This is a genomic window from Mesorhizobium huakuii, from assembly GCF_030160235.1.
In the GTDB taxonomy this organism is placed as follows: domain Bacteria; phylum Pseudomonadota; class Alphaproteobacteria; order Rhizobiales; family Rhizobiaceae; genus Mesorhizobium; species Mesorhizobium huakuii.
Map to the genome: position 1 here is coordinate 66,390 of NZ_BSNY01000055.1, position 16,391 is coordinate 82,780.

17 protein-coding genes are annotated in these 16,391 nt (G+C 64.6%); 8 read left to right on the top strand and 9 right to left on the bottom strand.

Features of this window, described 5'->3' with window-relative positions:
• Positions 1–35: 35 nt before the first annotated feature.
• Genes QQK95_RS28880 through QQK95_RS28905 form a run of 6 tightly spaced genes read right to left on the bottom strand, consistent with a single transcriptional unit; the run spans position 36 to position 5,879 of the window.
• Positions 36–266, bottom strand: a complete 231-nt coding sequence (locus tag QQK95_RS28880) for a hypothetical protein (RefSeq protein WP_080511854.1) — start codon at positions 264–266, stop codon at positions 36–38.
• A gap of 59 nt (positions 267–325) precedes the next feature.
• Positions 326–910 carry a sarcosine oxidase subunit gamma gene (locus QQK95_RS28885; RefSeq protein ID WP_019861125.1) on the bottom strand — a complete coding sequence of 195 codons (585 nt, stop codon included), beginning with the start codon at positions 908–910 and terminating at the stop codon, positions 326–328.
• Complete coding sequence (locus tag QQK95_RS28890; protein ID WP_064980847.1) at positions 903–3,896, bottom strand: sarcosine oxidase subunit alpha; 2,994 nt, start codon at positions 3,894–3,896, stop codon at positions 903–905. The genes QQK95_RS28885 and QQK95_RS28890 overlap by 8 nt, the downstream gene beginning before the upstream one ends.
• Complete coding sequence (locus QQK95_RS28895) at positions 3,893–4,189, bottom strand: sarcosine oxidase subunit delta (protein ID WP_019861127.1); 297 nt, start codon at positions 4,187–4,189, stop codon at positions 3,893–3,895. Before QQK95_RS28895 ends, QQK95_RS28890 begins: the two co-directional genes overlap by 4 nt.
• 11 nt (positions 4,190–4,200) lie before the next feature.
• Complete coding sequence (locus tag QQK95_RS28900; protein WP_064981676.1) at positions 4,201–4,623, bottom strand: hypothetical protein; 423 nt, start codon at positions 4,621–4,623, stop codon at positions 4,201–4,203.
• A 2-nt stretch (positions 4,624–4,625) separates the two neighbouring features.
• The gene (locus tag QQK95_RS28905) at positions 4,626–5,879 is read right to left on the bottom strand and encodes a sarcosine oxidase subunit beta (RefSeq protein ID WP_032931625.1); all 1,254 of its coding nucleotides are present in this window, start codon (positions 5,877–5,879) and stop codon (positions 4,626–4,628) included.
• A gap of 215 nt (positions 5,880–6,094) precedes the next feature.
• Between QQK95_RS28905 and QQK95_RS28910 the strand changes: the two genes are divergently transcribed.
• The 8 genes from QQK95_RS28910 (at position 6,095) to QQK95_RS28945 (ending at position 12,322) form a co-directional block, all read left to right on the top strand.
• A complete protein-coding gene (locus tag QQK95_RS28910) occupies positions 6,095–6,463 on the top strand; it encodes a YrdB family protein (protein WP_064980848.1) in 369 nt (122 codons plus the stop codon).
• Between the two features lie 107 nt (positions 6,464–6,570).
• Positions 6,571–7,329 carry an SDR family oxidoreductase gene (locus tag QQK95_RS28915; RefSeq protein ID WP_027047388.1) on the top strand — a complete coding sequence of 253 codons (759 nt, stop codon included), beginning with the start codon at positions 6,571–6,573 and terminating at the stop codon, positions 7,327–7,329.
• Between the two features lie 111 nt (positions 7,330–7,440).
• A complete protein-coding gene (locus QQK95_RS28920) occupies positions 7,441–7,827 on the top strand; it encodes an SET domain-containing protein (protein ID WP_064981678.1) in 387 nt (128 codons plus the stop codon).
• Positions 7,828–8,003: 176 nt separating this feature from the next.
• Positions 8,004–8,270, top strand: a complete 267-nt coding sequence (rpsU, locus tag QQK95_RS28925; RefSeq protein WP_010911429.1) for a 30S ribosomal protein S21 — start codon at positions 8,004–8,006, stop codon at positions 8,268–8,270.
• A 144-nt stretch (positions 8,271–8,414) separates the two neighbouring features.
• The gene (locus QQK95_RS28930; RefSeq protein ID WP_019861133.1) at positions 8,415–9,257 is read left to right on the top strand and encodes a tetratricopeptide repeat protein; all 843 of its coding nucleotides are present in this window, start codon (positions 8,415–8,417) and stop codon (positions 9,255–9,257) included.
• Positions 9,258–9,465: 208 nt separating this feature from the next.
• On the top strand, positions 9,466–9,942 hold the full coding sequence (locus QQK95_RS28935; protein WP_019861134.1) for a DUF992 domain-containing protein: 477 nt from the start codon (positions 9,466–9,468) through the stop codon (positions 9,940–9,942).
• An 88-nt stretch (positions 9,943–10,030) separates the two neighbouring features.
• On the top strand, positions 10,031–10,516 hold the full coding sequence (locus QQK95_RS28940; protein WP_284277824.1) for a DUF992 domain-containing protein: 486 nt from the start codon (positions 10,031–10,033) through the stop codon (positions 10,514–10,516).
• A gap of 369 nt (positions 10,517–10,885) precedes the next feature.
• Positions 10,886–12,322 (top strand): MFS transporter, encoded by a 1,437-nt coding sequence (locus tag QQK95_RS28945; protein ID WP_284277825.1) that lies wholly within the window; start codon positions 10,886–10,888, stop codon positions 12,320–12,322.
• Positions 12,323–12,344: 22 nt separating this feature from the next.
• Here QQK95_RS28945 and QQK95_RS28950 read toward each other — a convergent pair whose 3' ends face one another.
• The 3 genes from QQK95_RS28950 to kdpC are packed head-to-tail and all read right to left on the bottom strand — an operon-like array spanning position 12,345 to position 16,381.
• Positions 12,345–13,034: a response regulator transcription factor gene (locus QQK95_RS28950; RefSeq protein ID WP_284277826.1), complete on the bottom strand. Its 690-nt coding sequence runs from the start codon at positions 13,032–13,034 to the stop codon at positions 12,345–12,347.
• The gene (locus QQK95_RS28955; protein WP_069093112.1) at positions 13,031–15,760 is read right to left on the bottom strand and encodes a sensor histidine kinase; all 2,730 of its coding nucleotides are present in this window, start codon (positions 15,758–15,760) and stop codon (positions 13,031–13,033) included. The genes QQK95_RS28950 and QQK95_RS28955 overlap by 4 nt, the downstream gene beginning before the upstream one ends.
• A gap of 57 nt (positions 15,761–15,817) precedes the next feature.
• Positions 15,818–16,381 carry a potassium-transporting ATPase subunit KdpC gene (gene kdpC / locus QQK95_RS28960; RefSeq protein ID WP_202361682.1) on the bottom strand — a complete coding sequence of 188 codons (564 nt, stop codon included), beginning with the start codon at positions 16,379–16,381 and terminating at the stop codon, positions 15,818–15,820.
• Positions 16,382–16,391 lie beyond the last annotated feature (10 nt).

A 16,391-nucleotide genomic window follows, 5' to 3' on the forward strand; every position in this document is an offset into this window, starting at 1 on the left:
CTTGGAAAGATGCCTTCGGCCAAAATTGCGGAAAATCAGGGCTTGCGGGATTTTCGACCAGGAACGGTCTTGGCCTTGCCCGGCTTGGCGGGCGCGCCGGGGATCGCCGAACTGGTGATGGACACCGGATCGCTGGCCGGGAACGTGTCCTCGAGGCCCTCCTCGAGTTCCTCTTCCGCGCTCGACGCTTCGTGCTGCTCGTGCTCAAGCGAGCGGACGGCCGACGTCTTCTTGAGTGGCAACTTCGGCGCGGACTTCGACGGCATCGACACTTCTCCCTCGACCTGTTGCCGCACAACGAACGCGGGCGGCAAAACGTTCCGGGTCAGCCAGCCGCGTCGCGGGCTCCCTCGGACAGGAAAGTAAAGACATAGTCCGAGAACGAACGCCAGCACTCGACCCGGAAGGCGTCGTTCGACGTGCGCAACAGCACGATCTCGGCCTTGCCGAGGATGGTGCGCGAAGCCGCGCCCGCCGGGAAGGCGTCGAGCGACAGGTCCTGCGGGCAGCCCGAATTGATCGCGGCTTCGGCCGCCGGACCGGTGACGGAGATCGCGATGTTACGGTGTGAAATGCCGACCGCCGAATGAAGCGCGGCGACCGTCGCACAATCGGCGAGTGGATCGTTTCCGCCCTCGTCGATGACGAGCCACTCGTCGGGGCCGAGCCACAGAGCGGTGCGCCCGCCCTTCGACGCGGAAGTCTTCGGCTTCTTCGGCAAGGTCAGGCCAAGCGCCTTCGACAGCGCCGCGACCGAAGCCTCCGGCGCGCGCAGCGAGATGCGCTCGGCTGGCGGCAGCACTTCAACCTTTACGCCGGTCGCCGTCGTAGTGCGTCCAGCCAATGCCGGACGGCGGTCGACTGAAGGCGATGCGGCCGCAGCCGTCTTCTTTGCAGCAGCCTTAGCCATTGAGGCGGCCTCCCGTCTCGTCAAAGAACACCATGCCGGTAACCTCCACTTCGATCACCCCGTTCGGCATTGGCACATAGAGGGTGTCGCCCATCCGGTCGCGGCCGCCGGCAACCAGCGCCAGCGCGATCGAACGGCCGCAATTCTGCGACCAGTAGCTGGACGTCACGTGGCCGATCATCTTCATCGGGATTGCCTGCTTCGGATCCTCGACGATCTGCGCGCCTTCCTCCAGCACCACCTTCGGGTCCTTGGTCTTGAGACCGACCAATTGCTTGCGGCCCTTGGCGACCAGGTCCGGCCGTGCCATGCCGCGGATGCCGACGAAATCGGTCTTCTTCTTGCCGACCGCCCAGTCGAGACCGGCATCGTTCGGCGTCACCGTGCCGTCCGTGTCCTGGCCGACGATGATGTAGCCCTTTTCGGCGCGCAGCACGTGCATGGTTTCAGTGCCGTAGGCGGTGGCGCCATGCTTCTGGCCTTCGGCCCACAGTGCTTCCCAGACGGCCTGGCCGTAATCGGCCGGCACGTTGACCTCGAAGCCGCGCTCACCGGTGAACGACATGCGGAACAGCCTTGTCGGCACGCCGCAGATCTTGCCTTCGCGCACCGACATGTGCGGCAGCGCCTCATCCGACATGTCGATGCCTTCGACAAGCGGTGCGATGATGTCGCGCGATTTCGGCCCCTGCACCGCGATGACCGCCCACTGTTCGGTGATCGAGGTCAGCCAGACATTGAGATGCGGAAACTCCGTCTGGAGATAGTCTTCCATATGGTTCATGACACGCGGCGCGCCGCCGGTCGTCGTCGTTACATGGAAACGGTCCGGCGCCAGACGGCCGACGACGCCGTCATCATAGATGAAGCCGTCCTCACGCAGCATGATGCCATAGCGGCAACGGCCGGGCTCCAGCTTCTCCCACGGATTGGTGTAGAGCAGCTCCATGAACTTGGCCGCATCCGGCCCGACCACCTCGATCTTGCCGAGCGTCGAGGCATCGAACAGGCCGGCGGTCTTGCGCACCGCGACGCATTCGCGGTCGACCGCCGCGTGCATGTCTTCGCCGGCCCTGGGGAAATACCAGGCGCGCTTCCACTGGCCAACATCCTCGAACACGGCACCTTGGGCCTCCGCCCACGGATGGATCGCCGTCTTGCGCGTCGGGTCGAACAGCGGGCCGCGCGCATGGCTGACGATCGCCCCGAAGGTGACCGGCGTGTAGGGCGCGCGGAACGTGGTCAGGCCGACTTCCGGGATCGGCTTTCCGAGCGTCTCCGCCGCGATCGCCAGGCCGTGCATGTTGGAGGTCTTGCCCTGGTCGGTCGCCATGCCGTTGGTGGTGAAGCGCTTGACGTGCTCGATCGAGCGCATGCCTTCATGCACCGCCTGGCGGATGTCCTTGGCGGTAACGTCGTTCTGGAAATCGACGAAGGCCTTCACCGTCGTGTCCGGCCCGGCGCCAGGCGCCGCGCCCAGCATACCGCGCGACCAGCTTTCGGAGGCGTCGACCTTAGGCTTTGTGCCCTTGGCGGTCTTCGCGCCGGAATCCTTGGCTGCCATGGCGCCAGCCGCATAGGCTTCGTCCACCGTGGCCGACAAGCCGTCGGTGCCGTTGCAGGCGCCGACCGAAACGCAATCCTGTGCATAGGTGCCCGGCACGAAACGCTTGGTTTCGTCGTTGAAGGCGACCTTGCCGCGTGACTGTGAGAACAGATGCACCGACGGGGTCCAGCCGGCCGACATCAGGATCGCATCGACGGAAATGGTGCGCTCGCCGCCGCCATTCTTCGGCTGCACGGTCATCGAGGACACGCGCAATTTGCCGCCGGCACGGATCACCGCGCGGCCGAAATTGATCTCGATGCCGAGCGCCCGCGCCTCGTCGATCACCGGTCCCGTCGGGTTGTCGCGCAGATCGACGATCGCCGCGATGTTGACGCCGGCCTTCTTCAGGTCGATCGCCGCCGCATAGGCTGAATCATTGGCGGTGTAGACGCCGACATTCCTGCCGACCGCCACGCCATAGTGGTTGAGGAAGGTACGCGCCGCGCCCGCCAGCATGATGCCCGGCCGGTCGTTGTTGGCGAACACCATGTGGCGCTCGATGGCGCCAGACGCCAGCACCACGCGCTTGGCGCGTACTTGCCAAAGCCGCTCGCGCGGCAACTCGTGGCCGGGAGCCTTCAAATGGTCGCTGACGCGCTCGACCAGCCCGACGAAATTCTGCGCGTAATAGCCGAAGGCCGTGGTGCGCGAGAGCACACGGACATTATCCATGGCTGTGAGCTTAGCGATCGCCGCTTGCGCCCAGACGAAACCGTCTTGGCCGTCGATTTTCGCCCCTGTCTCGAAACGCAGGCTGCCGCCGAATTCGGCCTGCTCGTCGGCGAGGATGACGCGCACGCCGGTTTCCGCTGCCGCTAAGGCCGCCGCGAGGCCGGCCGCACCACCGCCCAGCACCAGCACGTCGCAATGCGCGTAGCGCGACGAATAATGGTCGGGATCGGGCTTGTCGGGCGAGACGCCAAGGCCGGCCGCTTCGCGGATCTTCGGCTCGTAAAGGCTTTTCCAGGCCGCCTTCGGCCACATGAAGGTCTTGTAGTAGAAGCCGGCCGAAAACAGCGGTGATGCCAGGTCGTTGACCGCGCCGACGTCGAAGGACAGCGACGGCCAGCGGTTCTGCGAATTGGCGGCGAGCCCGTCATAGAGCTCCTGCACGGTGGCGCGCACATTCGGCGTCTTGCGCGCGTCGTCACGCACGATCTGCACCAGCGCATTGGGTTCTTCCGCGCCGGCCGACAGGAAGCCGCGCGGCCGGTGGTACTTGAACGAGCGGCCGACCAGATGCACGCCATTGGCAAGCAGTGCGGAGGCCAGCGTGTCGCCCTCGATGCCGGTATAGGACTGGCCGTCGAAGCTGAACCGCGCGGTCTTGGCCTGGCTGAGGCGACCGGCTCTCGGAATGCGGAACGCGCCGCTCATTTGGCAACTCCCGGGAGCTTGGCGGGTTTGGGTTCGCCGGCCTTGTAGGTCATGACGAACTTGTCGGTGACGGTGTCGCGCACAGCGTTGAAGAAGCGCGCACAGCCATGCATGTGCCGCCAGCGCTCATAGATGATGCCCTTGGGGTTCGAGCGGATGAAGAAGAACTTCTCGAAATCGTCGTCGCTCTCGCCCGCCATGTTGGCCGAGCGCGCAATATGCGCCTCGCCGGCGTTGCGGAATTCGAGTTCCGGGCGCTCTTCCTCGCAATAGGGGCAGCGGATGAGAAGCATTCTGTTTGTTCCTACAATTCGCCGTGGCCGACGCGGGCGCCGGGGGGTTGGTCGCAAAGCTTCTGGCCCATAGCCGCAAACGGCGCGACGAGCCGGATACGCTCCTCGACACTTGCGGCCGGACGAAACAGGTCGCGATACGCCATGTTGCCGATGGTGAGTTGCATCGGATCGGTCGTGACGATCACGCGGCGTGGGTCGAATGGATCGTCCTCGTCCAGATCGGAAGGTCTGTTCTCCACGAACATCACCACCTTCTGGCCGCCGCTCCACACGCAAGCCAATATGCCGTCGTCAACGGAAAACGGCCAGTTGGCCTCGTTTCCGGCGCGGCTGATCGGTTGCGTGCGGACTTCGTCCGCCGAGGGCAAATGGAACATGCCTTGTTCCCCCGCCAGCATCAGCGGCATGGCGACAGCCATCTCGGCCATCATCATCAGTGCGCCACCGCCGCCGCCGCCGCCTCGTCGATGAGGCGGCCGGTGCGGAAGCGCTCGATGGTGAAGGGCGCGTTGATCGGATGCGGATCGTCCCTGGCGATGGTGTGGGCAAAGACGTGGCCCGAACCAGGCGTCGCCTTGAAGCCGCCCGTGCCCCAGCCGCAATTGACGTAGAGTCCCGGCACCGGCGTCTTGGCCAGGATCGGTGAGCGGTCGGGCGTCACGTCGACGATGCCGCCCCAGGAGCGCAGCATCTTCATGCGCGTGAAGATCGGGAACATCTCGCAGATGGCGTCCAGCGTATGCTGCAATATGTGCAGGCCGCCGGTCTGCGAATAGGAGACATACTGGTCGGTGCCGGCGCCGATCACCAGCTCGCCCTTGTCGGACTGCGAGATATAGGCGTGCACCGTGTTCGACATCACCACGCAAGGCACGACCGGCTTGACCGGCTCCGACACCAGCGCCTGCAGCGGATAGCTTTCCAGCGGCATGCGCACGCCGGCCATGTTCATGATGACCGAGGAATGGCCGGCGGCAACCACGCCGACCTTCTTGGCACCGATGAAGCCGCGCGTCGTGTCGACGCCCATGACCGCGCCGTTGGCGGCGCGCTTGACGCCGGTGACCTCGCAATTCTGGATGATGTGGACGCCGCGCGCCGAAGCGCCGCGTGCATAGCCCCAGGCGACCGCGTCATGGCGCGCCGTGCCGCCGCGCCGCTGCAGCGCGGCACCGACGACCGGATAGCGCGCATCCCTGGAGATGTTGAGCGGCGGGCAGAATTCCTTCGCCTGCTCCGGCGACAGCCATTCATTGTCGATGCCGTTCAGCCGGTTGGCGTGGACATGGCGTTTCAGCACCTGGATGTCGTGCACATTGTGCGCCAGCATCATGACGCCGCGCGCCGAATACATGACGTTGTAGTTGAGCTCCTGGGAGAGCCCGTCCCACAGCTTCAGCGCATGGTCGTAAATGCCGGCGCTCTCGTCATAGAGGTAATTGGAGCGGATGATGGTGGTGTTGCGGCCGGTGTTGCCGCCACCCAGCCAGCCCTTTTCCAGCACCGCGACATTGGTGATGCCATGCACCGTGGCAAGATAGTAGGCGGTGGCCAACCCATGGCCGCCGGCGCCGACGATGATGACGTCGTATTCCTTCTTGGGCTCAGGCGAGGACCATTGTTCCTCCCAGCCCTTGTGGCCACGCATGGCCTCGCGGGCGATGGCGAATACCGAATATTTTTTCAACGTCCCAGCCTCGCGCCAACAGATCTCGCGGATTGCAGCCGGGCTTTTGTTCGGCCCGGCGCGCGAGGTGTATCACTAGCGAAACAGCGCTTCCACCCTTGCGCTGTTTGCGACGGCGCTTGCCGTTTTGCGCCACGACGAAAAAGACCCGTGCGGGCTGGCTGCCGTGGGTGCATTCAGCCACATTGTCCGTCGCGCGATTCTGGAGGACGAAAATGGGCAATGCCTGGTGGAATCTGACATTGCGCTTCCTGCTGGAGCTTGCCGCCCTGCTCGGCCTCGGCATTGCCGGCTGGCACCTTTCCCAGGGATGGTGGCGCTGGGTCCTCGCGTTCGCCTTGCCGCTCGTTGCGGCCGTGCTGTGGGGTACTTTCGCGGTGCTCAACGACCCAAGCCGGTCGGGTCGCGCACCGGTGCCGGTGCCAGGCACGGTGCGGCTGGCGCTCGAACTCGTCATCCTGTTCGGCGGTGCTGCCGGATTCTATGGCGCGGGTCGCACGACCACGGGCATCGTCGTCGCCCTGCTCATCGCCATCAGCTACGCATTTTCGCTCGACCGGCTGGGCTGGCTGCTGAAGCAATAGCTCAGGACGGCGCTCCTTCGCAGGTATCGGGTGGCTCCGACCCGCCCCATCTGCGACCAAGCATCCCGATTGCCGGCGAGACCGGCGCGAAAAACAGGATGCCCAAAATGCTCGCACTCGCCAACAAGATCGCCATCGTCACCGGCGCCAGTTCCGGCATCGGCCGCGCCACGGCAAAACTCTTCGCCGACGAAGGTGCAAAGCTTGTCGTCGCGGCCCGTCGTCAGGCCGAGCTCGATACGCTTGTCGCCGACATATCGGGCGCGGACGGCACGGCCATCGCGCTTGCCGGCGACGTCAGGGACGAAGCCTATGCGAAGGCGCTTGTCGATCTGGCAGTCGAAAGCTTCGGCGGCCTCGACATCGCCTTCAACAATGCCGGCGCCGTCGGCTTGATGGCGCCCCTGCCCGACATGATGCCGGCGGCATGGCACGAGACGATGGACATCAATCTGACCAGCGCCTTTCTCGGCGCGAAGTATCAGATACCGGCCATGCTGGAGCGCGGCGGCGGCTCGCTGATCTTCACCTCGAGCTTTGTCGGCTACACCGCAGGCATGCCGGGCATGGCCGCCTACGCCGCCGCCAAGGCCGGCCTGATCGGCCTGACACAGGTTCTGGCCGCCGAATACGGCCCGAAAGGCCTGCGCGTCAACGCATTGCTGCCGGGCGGCACCGACACACCGGGCGCGACGACAACGACGCCCGAAGCCCGCGCTTTCGTCGAAGGCATCCATGCGTTGAAACGCATGGCGCAGCCGGAAGAGATTGCCCGCTCGGCGCTTTACCTCGCCTCCGATGCTTCGAGCTTCACCACGGGAACCGCGCTGTTTGCCGACGGCGGGGTCTCGATCAACCGGACGTGAAGGTTTTTTTGCGGCGAACAGGCCGGTTCGCCGCTTTGACGCAGGCAGCCGGTCTTGCTTTTTCCGCGCGATTTGGCGATTCCGTTTCATGTTGAAACGGGTCCCGAAACCATGATGCTGATCCGAACCTATGTGGCCGCCAGCGCAATCGAGGGCGTCGGCATGTTCGCCGCCGAGCCGATCCGGAAGGGCGCCTCGATCTGGCGGCTTGATCCGGATTTCGACCGGCTGATCCCGATGGACAAATACGAGGCCGCACCCCAGCCTCTGAAGGAATTGCTCGACCGCTATGCCTATCCGAGCCCGGATCGGCCGGGCTTCATGGTCTATGAGGTCGACAATGGCCGCTTCATGAACCATTCGGCGACGCCGAACACAGATTTTTCGCAATATGGTGGCGCGACAGCGACACGCGACATCGCCGCCGGCGAAGAGATCACTTGTGACTACGGCGAATTCTTCGAGGATTTCGAGCGGCTGCACCTGGCCACGGCGTAGTTGGAGCCCTATCTCGGGGCGACCGTGGCAATTTGGCTGTCGTCCTGCATTTCGACTGTGGACAGCGCGGCCTGATTCTGCTATCAGCCGCCACAATTCGTGGTGTCGACCGCCGCGGAGGCTAGTGGCTATGGCTACTTGCCTGTTGATATCAAACCCGAAAGACAGGATTGCCCGTGCAGGTACTCGTCCGCGACAATAACGTTGATCAGGCGCTTCGCGCGCTCAAGAAGAAGATGCAGCGCGAAGGCATTTTCCGCGAAATGAAGATGCGCGGTCACTACGAGAAGCCGTCCGAGAAGCGCGCCCGCGAAAAGGCCGAGGCCGTGCGCCGCGCTCGCAAGCTGGCCCGCAAGCGCGCCCAGCGCGAAGGCCTGCTGCCGATGACGCCGCGTCCGGTGGCTGCCGGTGGTGCTGCTGGCGCAGCGCGTCCGCCGCGCTGATTATCGCCAATATTTCGTCCTTTTCGAAGGATACCAAGGTGGCGCGATGCGGAATCGCCGCCACCTTTTTATTTTGATTGTGACCCGGCCCGGAGGGGGGATCCGGACCTGAGCGACGCGGCTTGAAGTGAGGACAGGGCAGACATGAACGCAATGAGCGTGGAGCGCGGGACCGCATTGCGTGGTTTCGCCCTGACGGCAGCCCTGCTTTCCGGATTGGTGCTGGCCGGCTGCCAGACGTCGGGCCCGACCGGCGAGTTCAACAACATCGACAAGGCGCAGGGGTCGAGCGAGAACATCTCCTCGCTGTCGGCGGTCATCCAGCGCAATCCGCAGGATCCCGAAGGCTACAATGTGCGCGGCTCGGCCTATGGCCGCGGCGGCCAGTATCAGGCGGCGCTCAAGGACTTCAACCAGGCCATCCAGCTCAATCCGAATTTCTACCAGGCCTATTCCAACCGCGCGCTCATCCAGCGCTTCCTCGGCAATCAGGCGGCCGCGCTCGACGACTACAACAAGTCGATCCAGATCAACGGCAATTATGACGCCGCCTATATCGGCCGCGGCAATCTCTACCGCAAAGCGGGCCGCACCCAGGACGCCTTCAACGACTTCCAGAAGGCGATCCAGCTCGACACGACGGACGCCCGCGCCTACCACAATCGCGGCCTGATCTACCAAAGCCAGGGCCAGCACAAATTCGCCATCGAGGATTTCTCGACCGCCATCTCGCTGGCACCGGATGCGGCCGAGCCCTATAACGGCCGGGGCCTTTCCTATCTGGCGACGGGCGACGAGGACAACGCCTTCTCCGACTTCAACATGGCCATCAAGCTCGACGGCCAGAACGCCGAGGCCTGGGCCAACCAGGCGCTCATCTACGAGCGGCGCGGCGACAAGGCAAAGGCGGCGAAATCCTATAAGGAAGCCGTCCGCCTCAACCCCAGCTACCAGCCGGCCAAGGACGGCCTCGCCCGCGTCAGCTGATATCGGCTTTAGCAGATCCGGCTAAGCATTGTGGGGACGTCTGCGTGTCCGAAAGGACACGCAGGGCTGAAGATCGCCGCCGATCCGGCAACCGCGCGTTAACCCCCGCATTAAGCCGTCAATCCTTGCCTTGTTCGCGCCAAGTTTTCGGCGGAACGGTCTGGTCACTCAAGCCGTTATTCCAAGCGATTTGCGAAAGGACCCTCCCATGATCAAGAAACTCGTCTGCGCCGCTGCCCTTGCAACGACCGTGTTCGCTGCCGCTCCGGCCAGCGCCGGAAAGCTGCAGCTCGGCACGCTCGACTGCACCATCGACGGCGGCACCGCCTACATTGTCGCCTCCAACAAGGGCGTGTCCTGCGTCTTCCGTCCCTACCACCACGGCCCGTCGGAGATTTACACCGGCGTCATCTCCAAGATCGGTGTCGATCTGGGCCAGACGCATCAGGGCCAGCTTGTCTGGGCGGTTCTTGCCGCGACCCGTGACCGCGATGCGGGCGACCTTGCCGGCAGCTATTATGGCGTCAACGCCGAGGCGAGCGTCGTCACCGGCGGTGGCGCCAACCTGCTGGTCGGCGGCTTCGACGGCGCCTTCATGCTGGAGCCACTCAGCGTCCAGGCGCAGACCGGCGTCAACCTCGCCGTGGCCGTGACCTCGCTTCAGCTGATCCATTCGCTCAAGTGATCGAACGGAGCCACGCGCTCCTCTCTACCTTGCGGCGCGGAACCATATAGGATGGTTCCGCGCCGTTTTGATTTTGGGGGGGACCGCCATGCCGAAGACAGCCATCGCCGCTGCCGTGATCGCACTCGTGCTCGGCGCGACACAGACGCAGGCGCAGGACCGAGGCATCGAACTCGGTACCCTTGAATGCGCCATAGGCGGCGGCACCGGCTTCATCCTCGGCTCGACCAAGGATCTGAGCTGCACGTTCACCCCGACCGACAAGAGCTTCGCGCCGGAGGCCTATTTCGGCGCCGTCAACAAATACGGCCTCGACATCGGCACGACAAAACAGGCGGTGATGGGCTGGCTGGTGCTGACGCCACTGAAGAACATCTACGCGCCGGGTGCGCTGGCAGGCGACTATATCGGCGCCAGCGCCGAGGTGACGGCGGTCGTCGGCGCAGGCGCCAATCTCCTGGTCGGCGGCTCCTCGCAGGCCTTCACCCTCCAGCCGCTCAGCCTGCAGACGCAGACCGGCATCAATCTCGCCATCGGCGTCAGCCAGTTCCAGCTGCGCAGCACCGAGAATTGATCGCAAGACGAAGGTGCTCGCTCACCAAGGGATCCATGCCGGGGACTGCGCGCCGCCACAGTCCAGAATTCTGCACCGCTGCACTCCACGACCAAGGTCACGGAATGGATCCCAGGCTCTCCGCGACGGAGCTTTGCTCCTGCTTCGCCCAGGGATGACGAAGTTGAGAGGCTTCGGCCAATCTCGACCGTTGCGATGGTCCACCGAAACGAACCGCTTGAGCTCAACCGCGGTTGAGGTCCTACAAGCCTGCCCAGACGGGGACAGCGCGTCTATGAGGCGCGCAGTCCTGATGCGTATGGTCCTGCCGGAAAGCCTTGCTGGCTTCTGGTGCCGTGCGCTGGCATCGAGATATGCAAAAGGGTAGACATGACTGAAATCAGCACAAACAGGGTCGACTGGCCCGCATTGTGGGCGAGCGGCGACCTGGCGCGCTTCTGCTTCATCAGCCTCGGCATCCTGCTGCACGCCACCAACGAGACGATGGTGGCAACCGTCATGCCGGCCATGGTCGGCGAACTGGCCGGGGTGCAACTCGTCGGCTGGTCATTGGCGATCTACGAGCTCGGCGCCATCGTCGCCGGTGCCGCCGCCGGGCGGCTGGTGAGCTATGTGGCGCTGCGCACCAATATGGTGGTCGCGGCCCTGCTTTACGCCGCAGGAGCGCTGATCTGCGCCACCTCGCCTTCCATGCAGTTGTTCCTCGCCGGCCGGCTGATCGAGGGGCTGGGCGGCGGCGCGCTGGTATCGCTGGCCTTCGTTTCGGTCGAGCGGCTGTTTTCGCGGGCCATCTGGCCGCAGCTCTTCGGCATCATGTCGGCGATCTGGGGTGTCGCGGCGTTCAGCGGCCCTTTGCTGGGCGCGATCATGACCGAATTCCTGTCGTGGCGCTGGGCCTTCGGTGTCTTCACCCTCGGCGGCACCGCCATGGCGCTGGCAAGCTTCCTGGTGCTGAACACGCCGGAGGCGAAGAAACCCAGCACGAGCGCCGGTAAGGCCCCGCCTTTCCCCTTCGCCGCCCTTGCCTGCCTTGCCGTCGCCGTGGTGCTGATCGCCTCGGCCGGCGTCGACATCGCCCTGCTGCGCTCTTCGCTGCTGATCGTTCTGGGCCTCGCCGGGCTCGCGCTGTTCTTCACCATCGACGCGCTGAAGCCGCGCTCGCGGCTGTTCCCGGCGCGGCTGTTTTCGTGGCGCACGCCGGTCGGTGCCGGCATGACCATGGTCGCCGCCTTTTCCGTCGCGACCTGCTCCTTCGGCGTCTATGGGCCGCTGCTTTTGACCAGCCTGCACGACATTCCGCTTTTGACCACCGGCTACATCATCGCCGCCGAATCGATCGCCTGGTCGATCCTGTCGATCCTCGTCGCCAACGCGCCGCAGCAGCGTGAACGGCTGATCATTGTCACCGGCGCGCTGATGATCGCGGCGGGCATCGCCGGCTTTGCCTATACGATACCCCTGGGCTCCATCCCGCTGATCCTTATTTGCGCCTTGTTGCAGGGCGGCGGCTTCGGCATTGCCTGGCCGTTCCTGACCCGCGTCATCGTCGCCTCCGCCCCGGTTGACGAGCAGACCATTGCTTCCGCCGCGGTGCCGACCATGCAGCGCATCGGCTACGCCGTGGGGGCGGCCCTTGCCGGCATCGTCGCCAATGCCAGCGGCTTTTCGCAAGGCTTGAACCACGACGCCGCGGCCAATGTCGCGAGCTGGCTGTTCCTTGCCTTCGTCCCGCTTGGCATCCTCGGCTGTCTCGCCGCCTTGCGAACGTCGGCGGCCGCAAACCGGCCGCTGGAAGCCATCGGCTGACACAGGTTCAATTTGAGCTGTGTCAATCAACACGCAGCCGATAGCCGACACCAGTCTCGGTGGTGATGTAGCGCGGCTGATCGGGGATCTTCTCGATCTTCTGCCGGAGCTGCCTGACATAGACCCGGAGATACTGCACGTCGGTCGAATCATCCCAGATCTGCTTCAGGATGAAATGGTGGGTCAGCACCTTGCCGGCATGCTGCACCAGGATGCGCAATATGTCGTATTCCTTCGGCGAGAGTTTTATCTCCTTGCCCTCGACCTTGACGATGCGCTTGACCAGGTCGACGCTGAGATCGCCGCTCTGGAAGACAGGCTTCTCGCCCTGCTGCTGGAACTTGTGCCGCAACGCGACGCGGATGCGCGCCACCAGTTCGTTCATGCCGAACGGCTTGGTGACATAATCGTCGGCGCCGAGTTCGAGCGCATTGACGATGCCGGCCTCGTCGGTGCGGCTGGAGAGGATGACGACGGGAATGTCGAGACCCTCGTCACGCCATTTGCGCAGGAGCTCATGGCCGCCCATGCCCGGCAGGCCGAGGTCGAGCAGCACCAAATCCGGCTTTTCCTGGTCCATCAGCTCGATCGCCACCTTGGCGTTCGGCGCCTCGCTGATCGCATAGCCCTGGCTGCCGAGGCCGACACGAAGCAGCTTGCGGATCGGCGGCTCGTCATCGACGACCAGTATCCTGACATTCGAATTTGTCATGCAGGCCGATCCAAGCTGGTCTCGCCGCGATTGCCGACATCGGGCGCTTCAGTCGGCACCGGCATCCTGATGGTGAACGCGGCCCCTGGGCGGTCGGTCCGGTTGGCGGCCGAGATGGTGCCGCCCATCGATTCGACAAAACCGCGGCAGATCGACAGGCCAAGGCCCGTGCCGGCGCGCACCTGATCGCCCTTGCGCACCCGGTAAAACGTGTCGAACACACGTTCCAAATCATGCGCCGGAATGCCCGGCCCTTCATCCATGATCTGCACGATGACGGATCCATTGTCGGCCCATCCCTGCACGCGGATCGTCGAGCCGGACGGCGAATATTTCGACGCATTGTCGAGAAGGTTGAACAGAACCTGCTCGAACAGCACGGGATCGAGCTTCAGCATCGGCAATTCGGGCGGAATATCGACCTCGATCTTGTGTTCGCTGGTGATCTTGCGGGCGCGGTTGAGCGCCGTGCCGACAATATCGCCGACATAGTGCAAGGCATAGTTCGGCTCCATTGCCCCGGACTCGATCTTGGTCATGTCGAGCAGATTGGCGATGAAGCGGTTCAGCCGTTCCGATTCGTCGATCACCGTCGACAGCAGCTCCGCACGGTCCTGCTCGGGCAGATCCGGCGCGAATTCCTTGAGCGTGCCGGCCGCTCCCATGATCGCCGAGAGCGGCGTTTTCAGATCATGCGAAATCGAGGTCAGCAGGGCAGAGCGCAGCCGGTCGGCTTCGGCCGCGAGCTTGGCGCGGTCGACATCGGCGACCAATTGGATGCGTTCGATCGCCACCGCCGCCTGGTCGGCCAGCGCGTCGAGCAGGCGCTGCTGCTCGGGCGTCAGCAGCGGGCCCTGCTTGTCATTGTCGAGGCCGACGACACCGATCGCGGTGCGCCCGGTCCGCAAAGGCAGATAAAGACGCTTGGCGCCAGGCAGCGTGTCGGCGCCGCGCCCGGCGGCGCGGTTGTGTTCCCAGGCCCAGCGGGCTGCAGCGATGTCGGCCTCGGCCAGCGTGTCGTCCGGCGGATAGCCTGCCTTGACGGTGATGGTGCCGTCTTCGGGCAGCAGCAGCACGACGCGCAGCTTCAGCATCGAGGCGATCTGGAAGGCGGTGGCCCACAGCACGTCGTCGAGTGTGCCGGCGCCGGCGAGCTTCTTGGAGAAGAGGTAGATATCCTCGGTGGCCCGTGCCCGCGAGCGGGCGGCGACGGCCTGGCGCTGCATGCGCGCGGCGAGATTGCTGGCGATCACCGCCACGGCAAGGAAGACGGCGAGCGCCACGATGCTCTCGGGATCCCGGATCGTCAGCGTGTAGCGCGGCTCGAGGAAGAAATAGTTGAAGGCAAGGGCGCTGAGGAAGCATGCATAGAGCGCCGGCCAAAGACCGCCGGCCACCGCCGATGTCAGCACCGCTAGGAGGAAGACGATCGCCAGATTGCGGACGTCGAGAAACTGGTCGAGGACGGCGCTGACGGCCAATGAACCCGCGACATAGGTGGTGGCGAGCAGGTAGGGCCAGATCTGGAATTGCTTCTGCTCGGCCGCTGCCTTGACCCTTCTGGAGGTCGCCTCGGCATCCCGCTCGGTCCCCGAAATGACGTGGACGCTGATATCGCCGGCATTGCGGATCAAATCATAGGTGAGCGAGCCCTCGATCAGTTCGCGCCAGCGCGACCGGGTCGGCCGGCCGACCACGATATGGGTGAAATTGTTCGCCGTTGCATGGCGCACGATGTCCTGCGCGACATTCTGGCCGGGAATGGTCGTCACCTCGGCGCCGAGCTGCTCGGCAAGGCGCATCAGCGTGGCGAGCCGGTCCTTGTCTTCCTCGGACATGCCGGCCGAGCGCGGCGTATCGACATGCAGCGCCGTCCATGGCGCGCGAAGCCGGTCGGCCAGCCTGCGCGCGTAGCGGATGCGGGCCGCACCGCCCGGACGCGCGTCGACGCAGACGAGCACTCTCTCTCCGGCCGCCCACGGGCCCTGGATGGCATGCGACTGCATGTGATTGAGCAATTGCTCGTCGACCCGCTGGGCGGTGCGGCGCAGCGCCAGTTCGCGCAGCGCCGTCAGATTGCCCGACGAGAAATAGTTCTCGATGGCGCGCTGCGCCGTGTTGGGGAAATAGACCTTTCCCTCTTCCAGCCGCTTGATCAGGTCGTCGGGCGTCAGGTCGATGATCTCGACATCGTCGGCCTGGTCGATGATGGAATCGGGAACCGTCTCGCGCACCCTGACCCGCGTGATCTGCGCGACGACGTCGTTCAAGCTTTCGACATGCTGGATGTTGAGCGTCGTGTAGACGTCGATGCCGCGCGCCAGGATCTCCTGGACGTCGAGATAGCGCTTGGGATGGCGGCTGCCGGGCGCGTTGGTGTGGGCAAGTTCGTCGACGAGAACCAATGCGGGGCGCCGGGCGAGGATGGCGTCGATGTCCATCTCGTCGAGGGCGCGTCCTTTGTAGTCGACCTTGCGGCGGGGGATGACTTCGTAGCCCTCGACCAGCGCCTGGGTTTCCCGGCGGCCATGCGTCTCGACAACGCCGATCACCACATCGATGCCGTCGGCCAGCCTGGCTCGGCCCGACATCAGCATTTCGTACGTCTTGCCGACACCGGGGGCGGCGCCGAGGAATATCCGCAGACGGCCGCGTCCCTCCCGCTCGGCATGCTCGAGCAGCGCGTCGGGGGAAGGTCGGTTTTCGTTGCTTCTGTCGTCCGGCATCAGGATCGATCATGGAGAGGTCCGGGGATGCTGTCGATCCCCGGCCCTCGCCATCACCTATTTGGCGGCGTCCAGCGCCAGGTTGAGCGCCAGCACGTTGACAACAGGCTCTCCCATGAAGCCGAGTTCCCTGCTCTCGACCTGGCCGTCGACAAGCGCCTTGACCTTGGCTTCGTCGATGCCCCTTGCCCTGGCGACGCGCGGAACCTGGAAATAGGCGGCTTCCGGGCTGATCTGCGGATCAAGGCCGCTGCCCGACGTCGTCACCAGGTCCATCGGCACAGGCTGGTTCGGATTCTCCGCCTTCAGCTTCTCGGCGTCGCCTTTGATGCGGTCGATCAGCTTGAGGTTGGTCGGGCCGAGATTGCTGCCGCCGGAGGCCGCGGCGTCGTAACCATTGCCCGCCGCCGAAGGCCGGCCGTGGAAATACTTGTCGCTGGCGAAGGCCTGGCCGATCAACTCGGAGCCGATGACCTTGCCGTCCTTCTCGATCAGGCTGCCATTGGCCTGACGCGGGAACAGCGCCTGCGCTATGCCGGTCATGCCCAGCGGATAGACCAGGCCGGTCAGCACGGTGAAGAAGACGATCATGACGATCGCGGGTCTGATTTGCTTGAGCATCGGAATGATC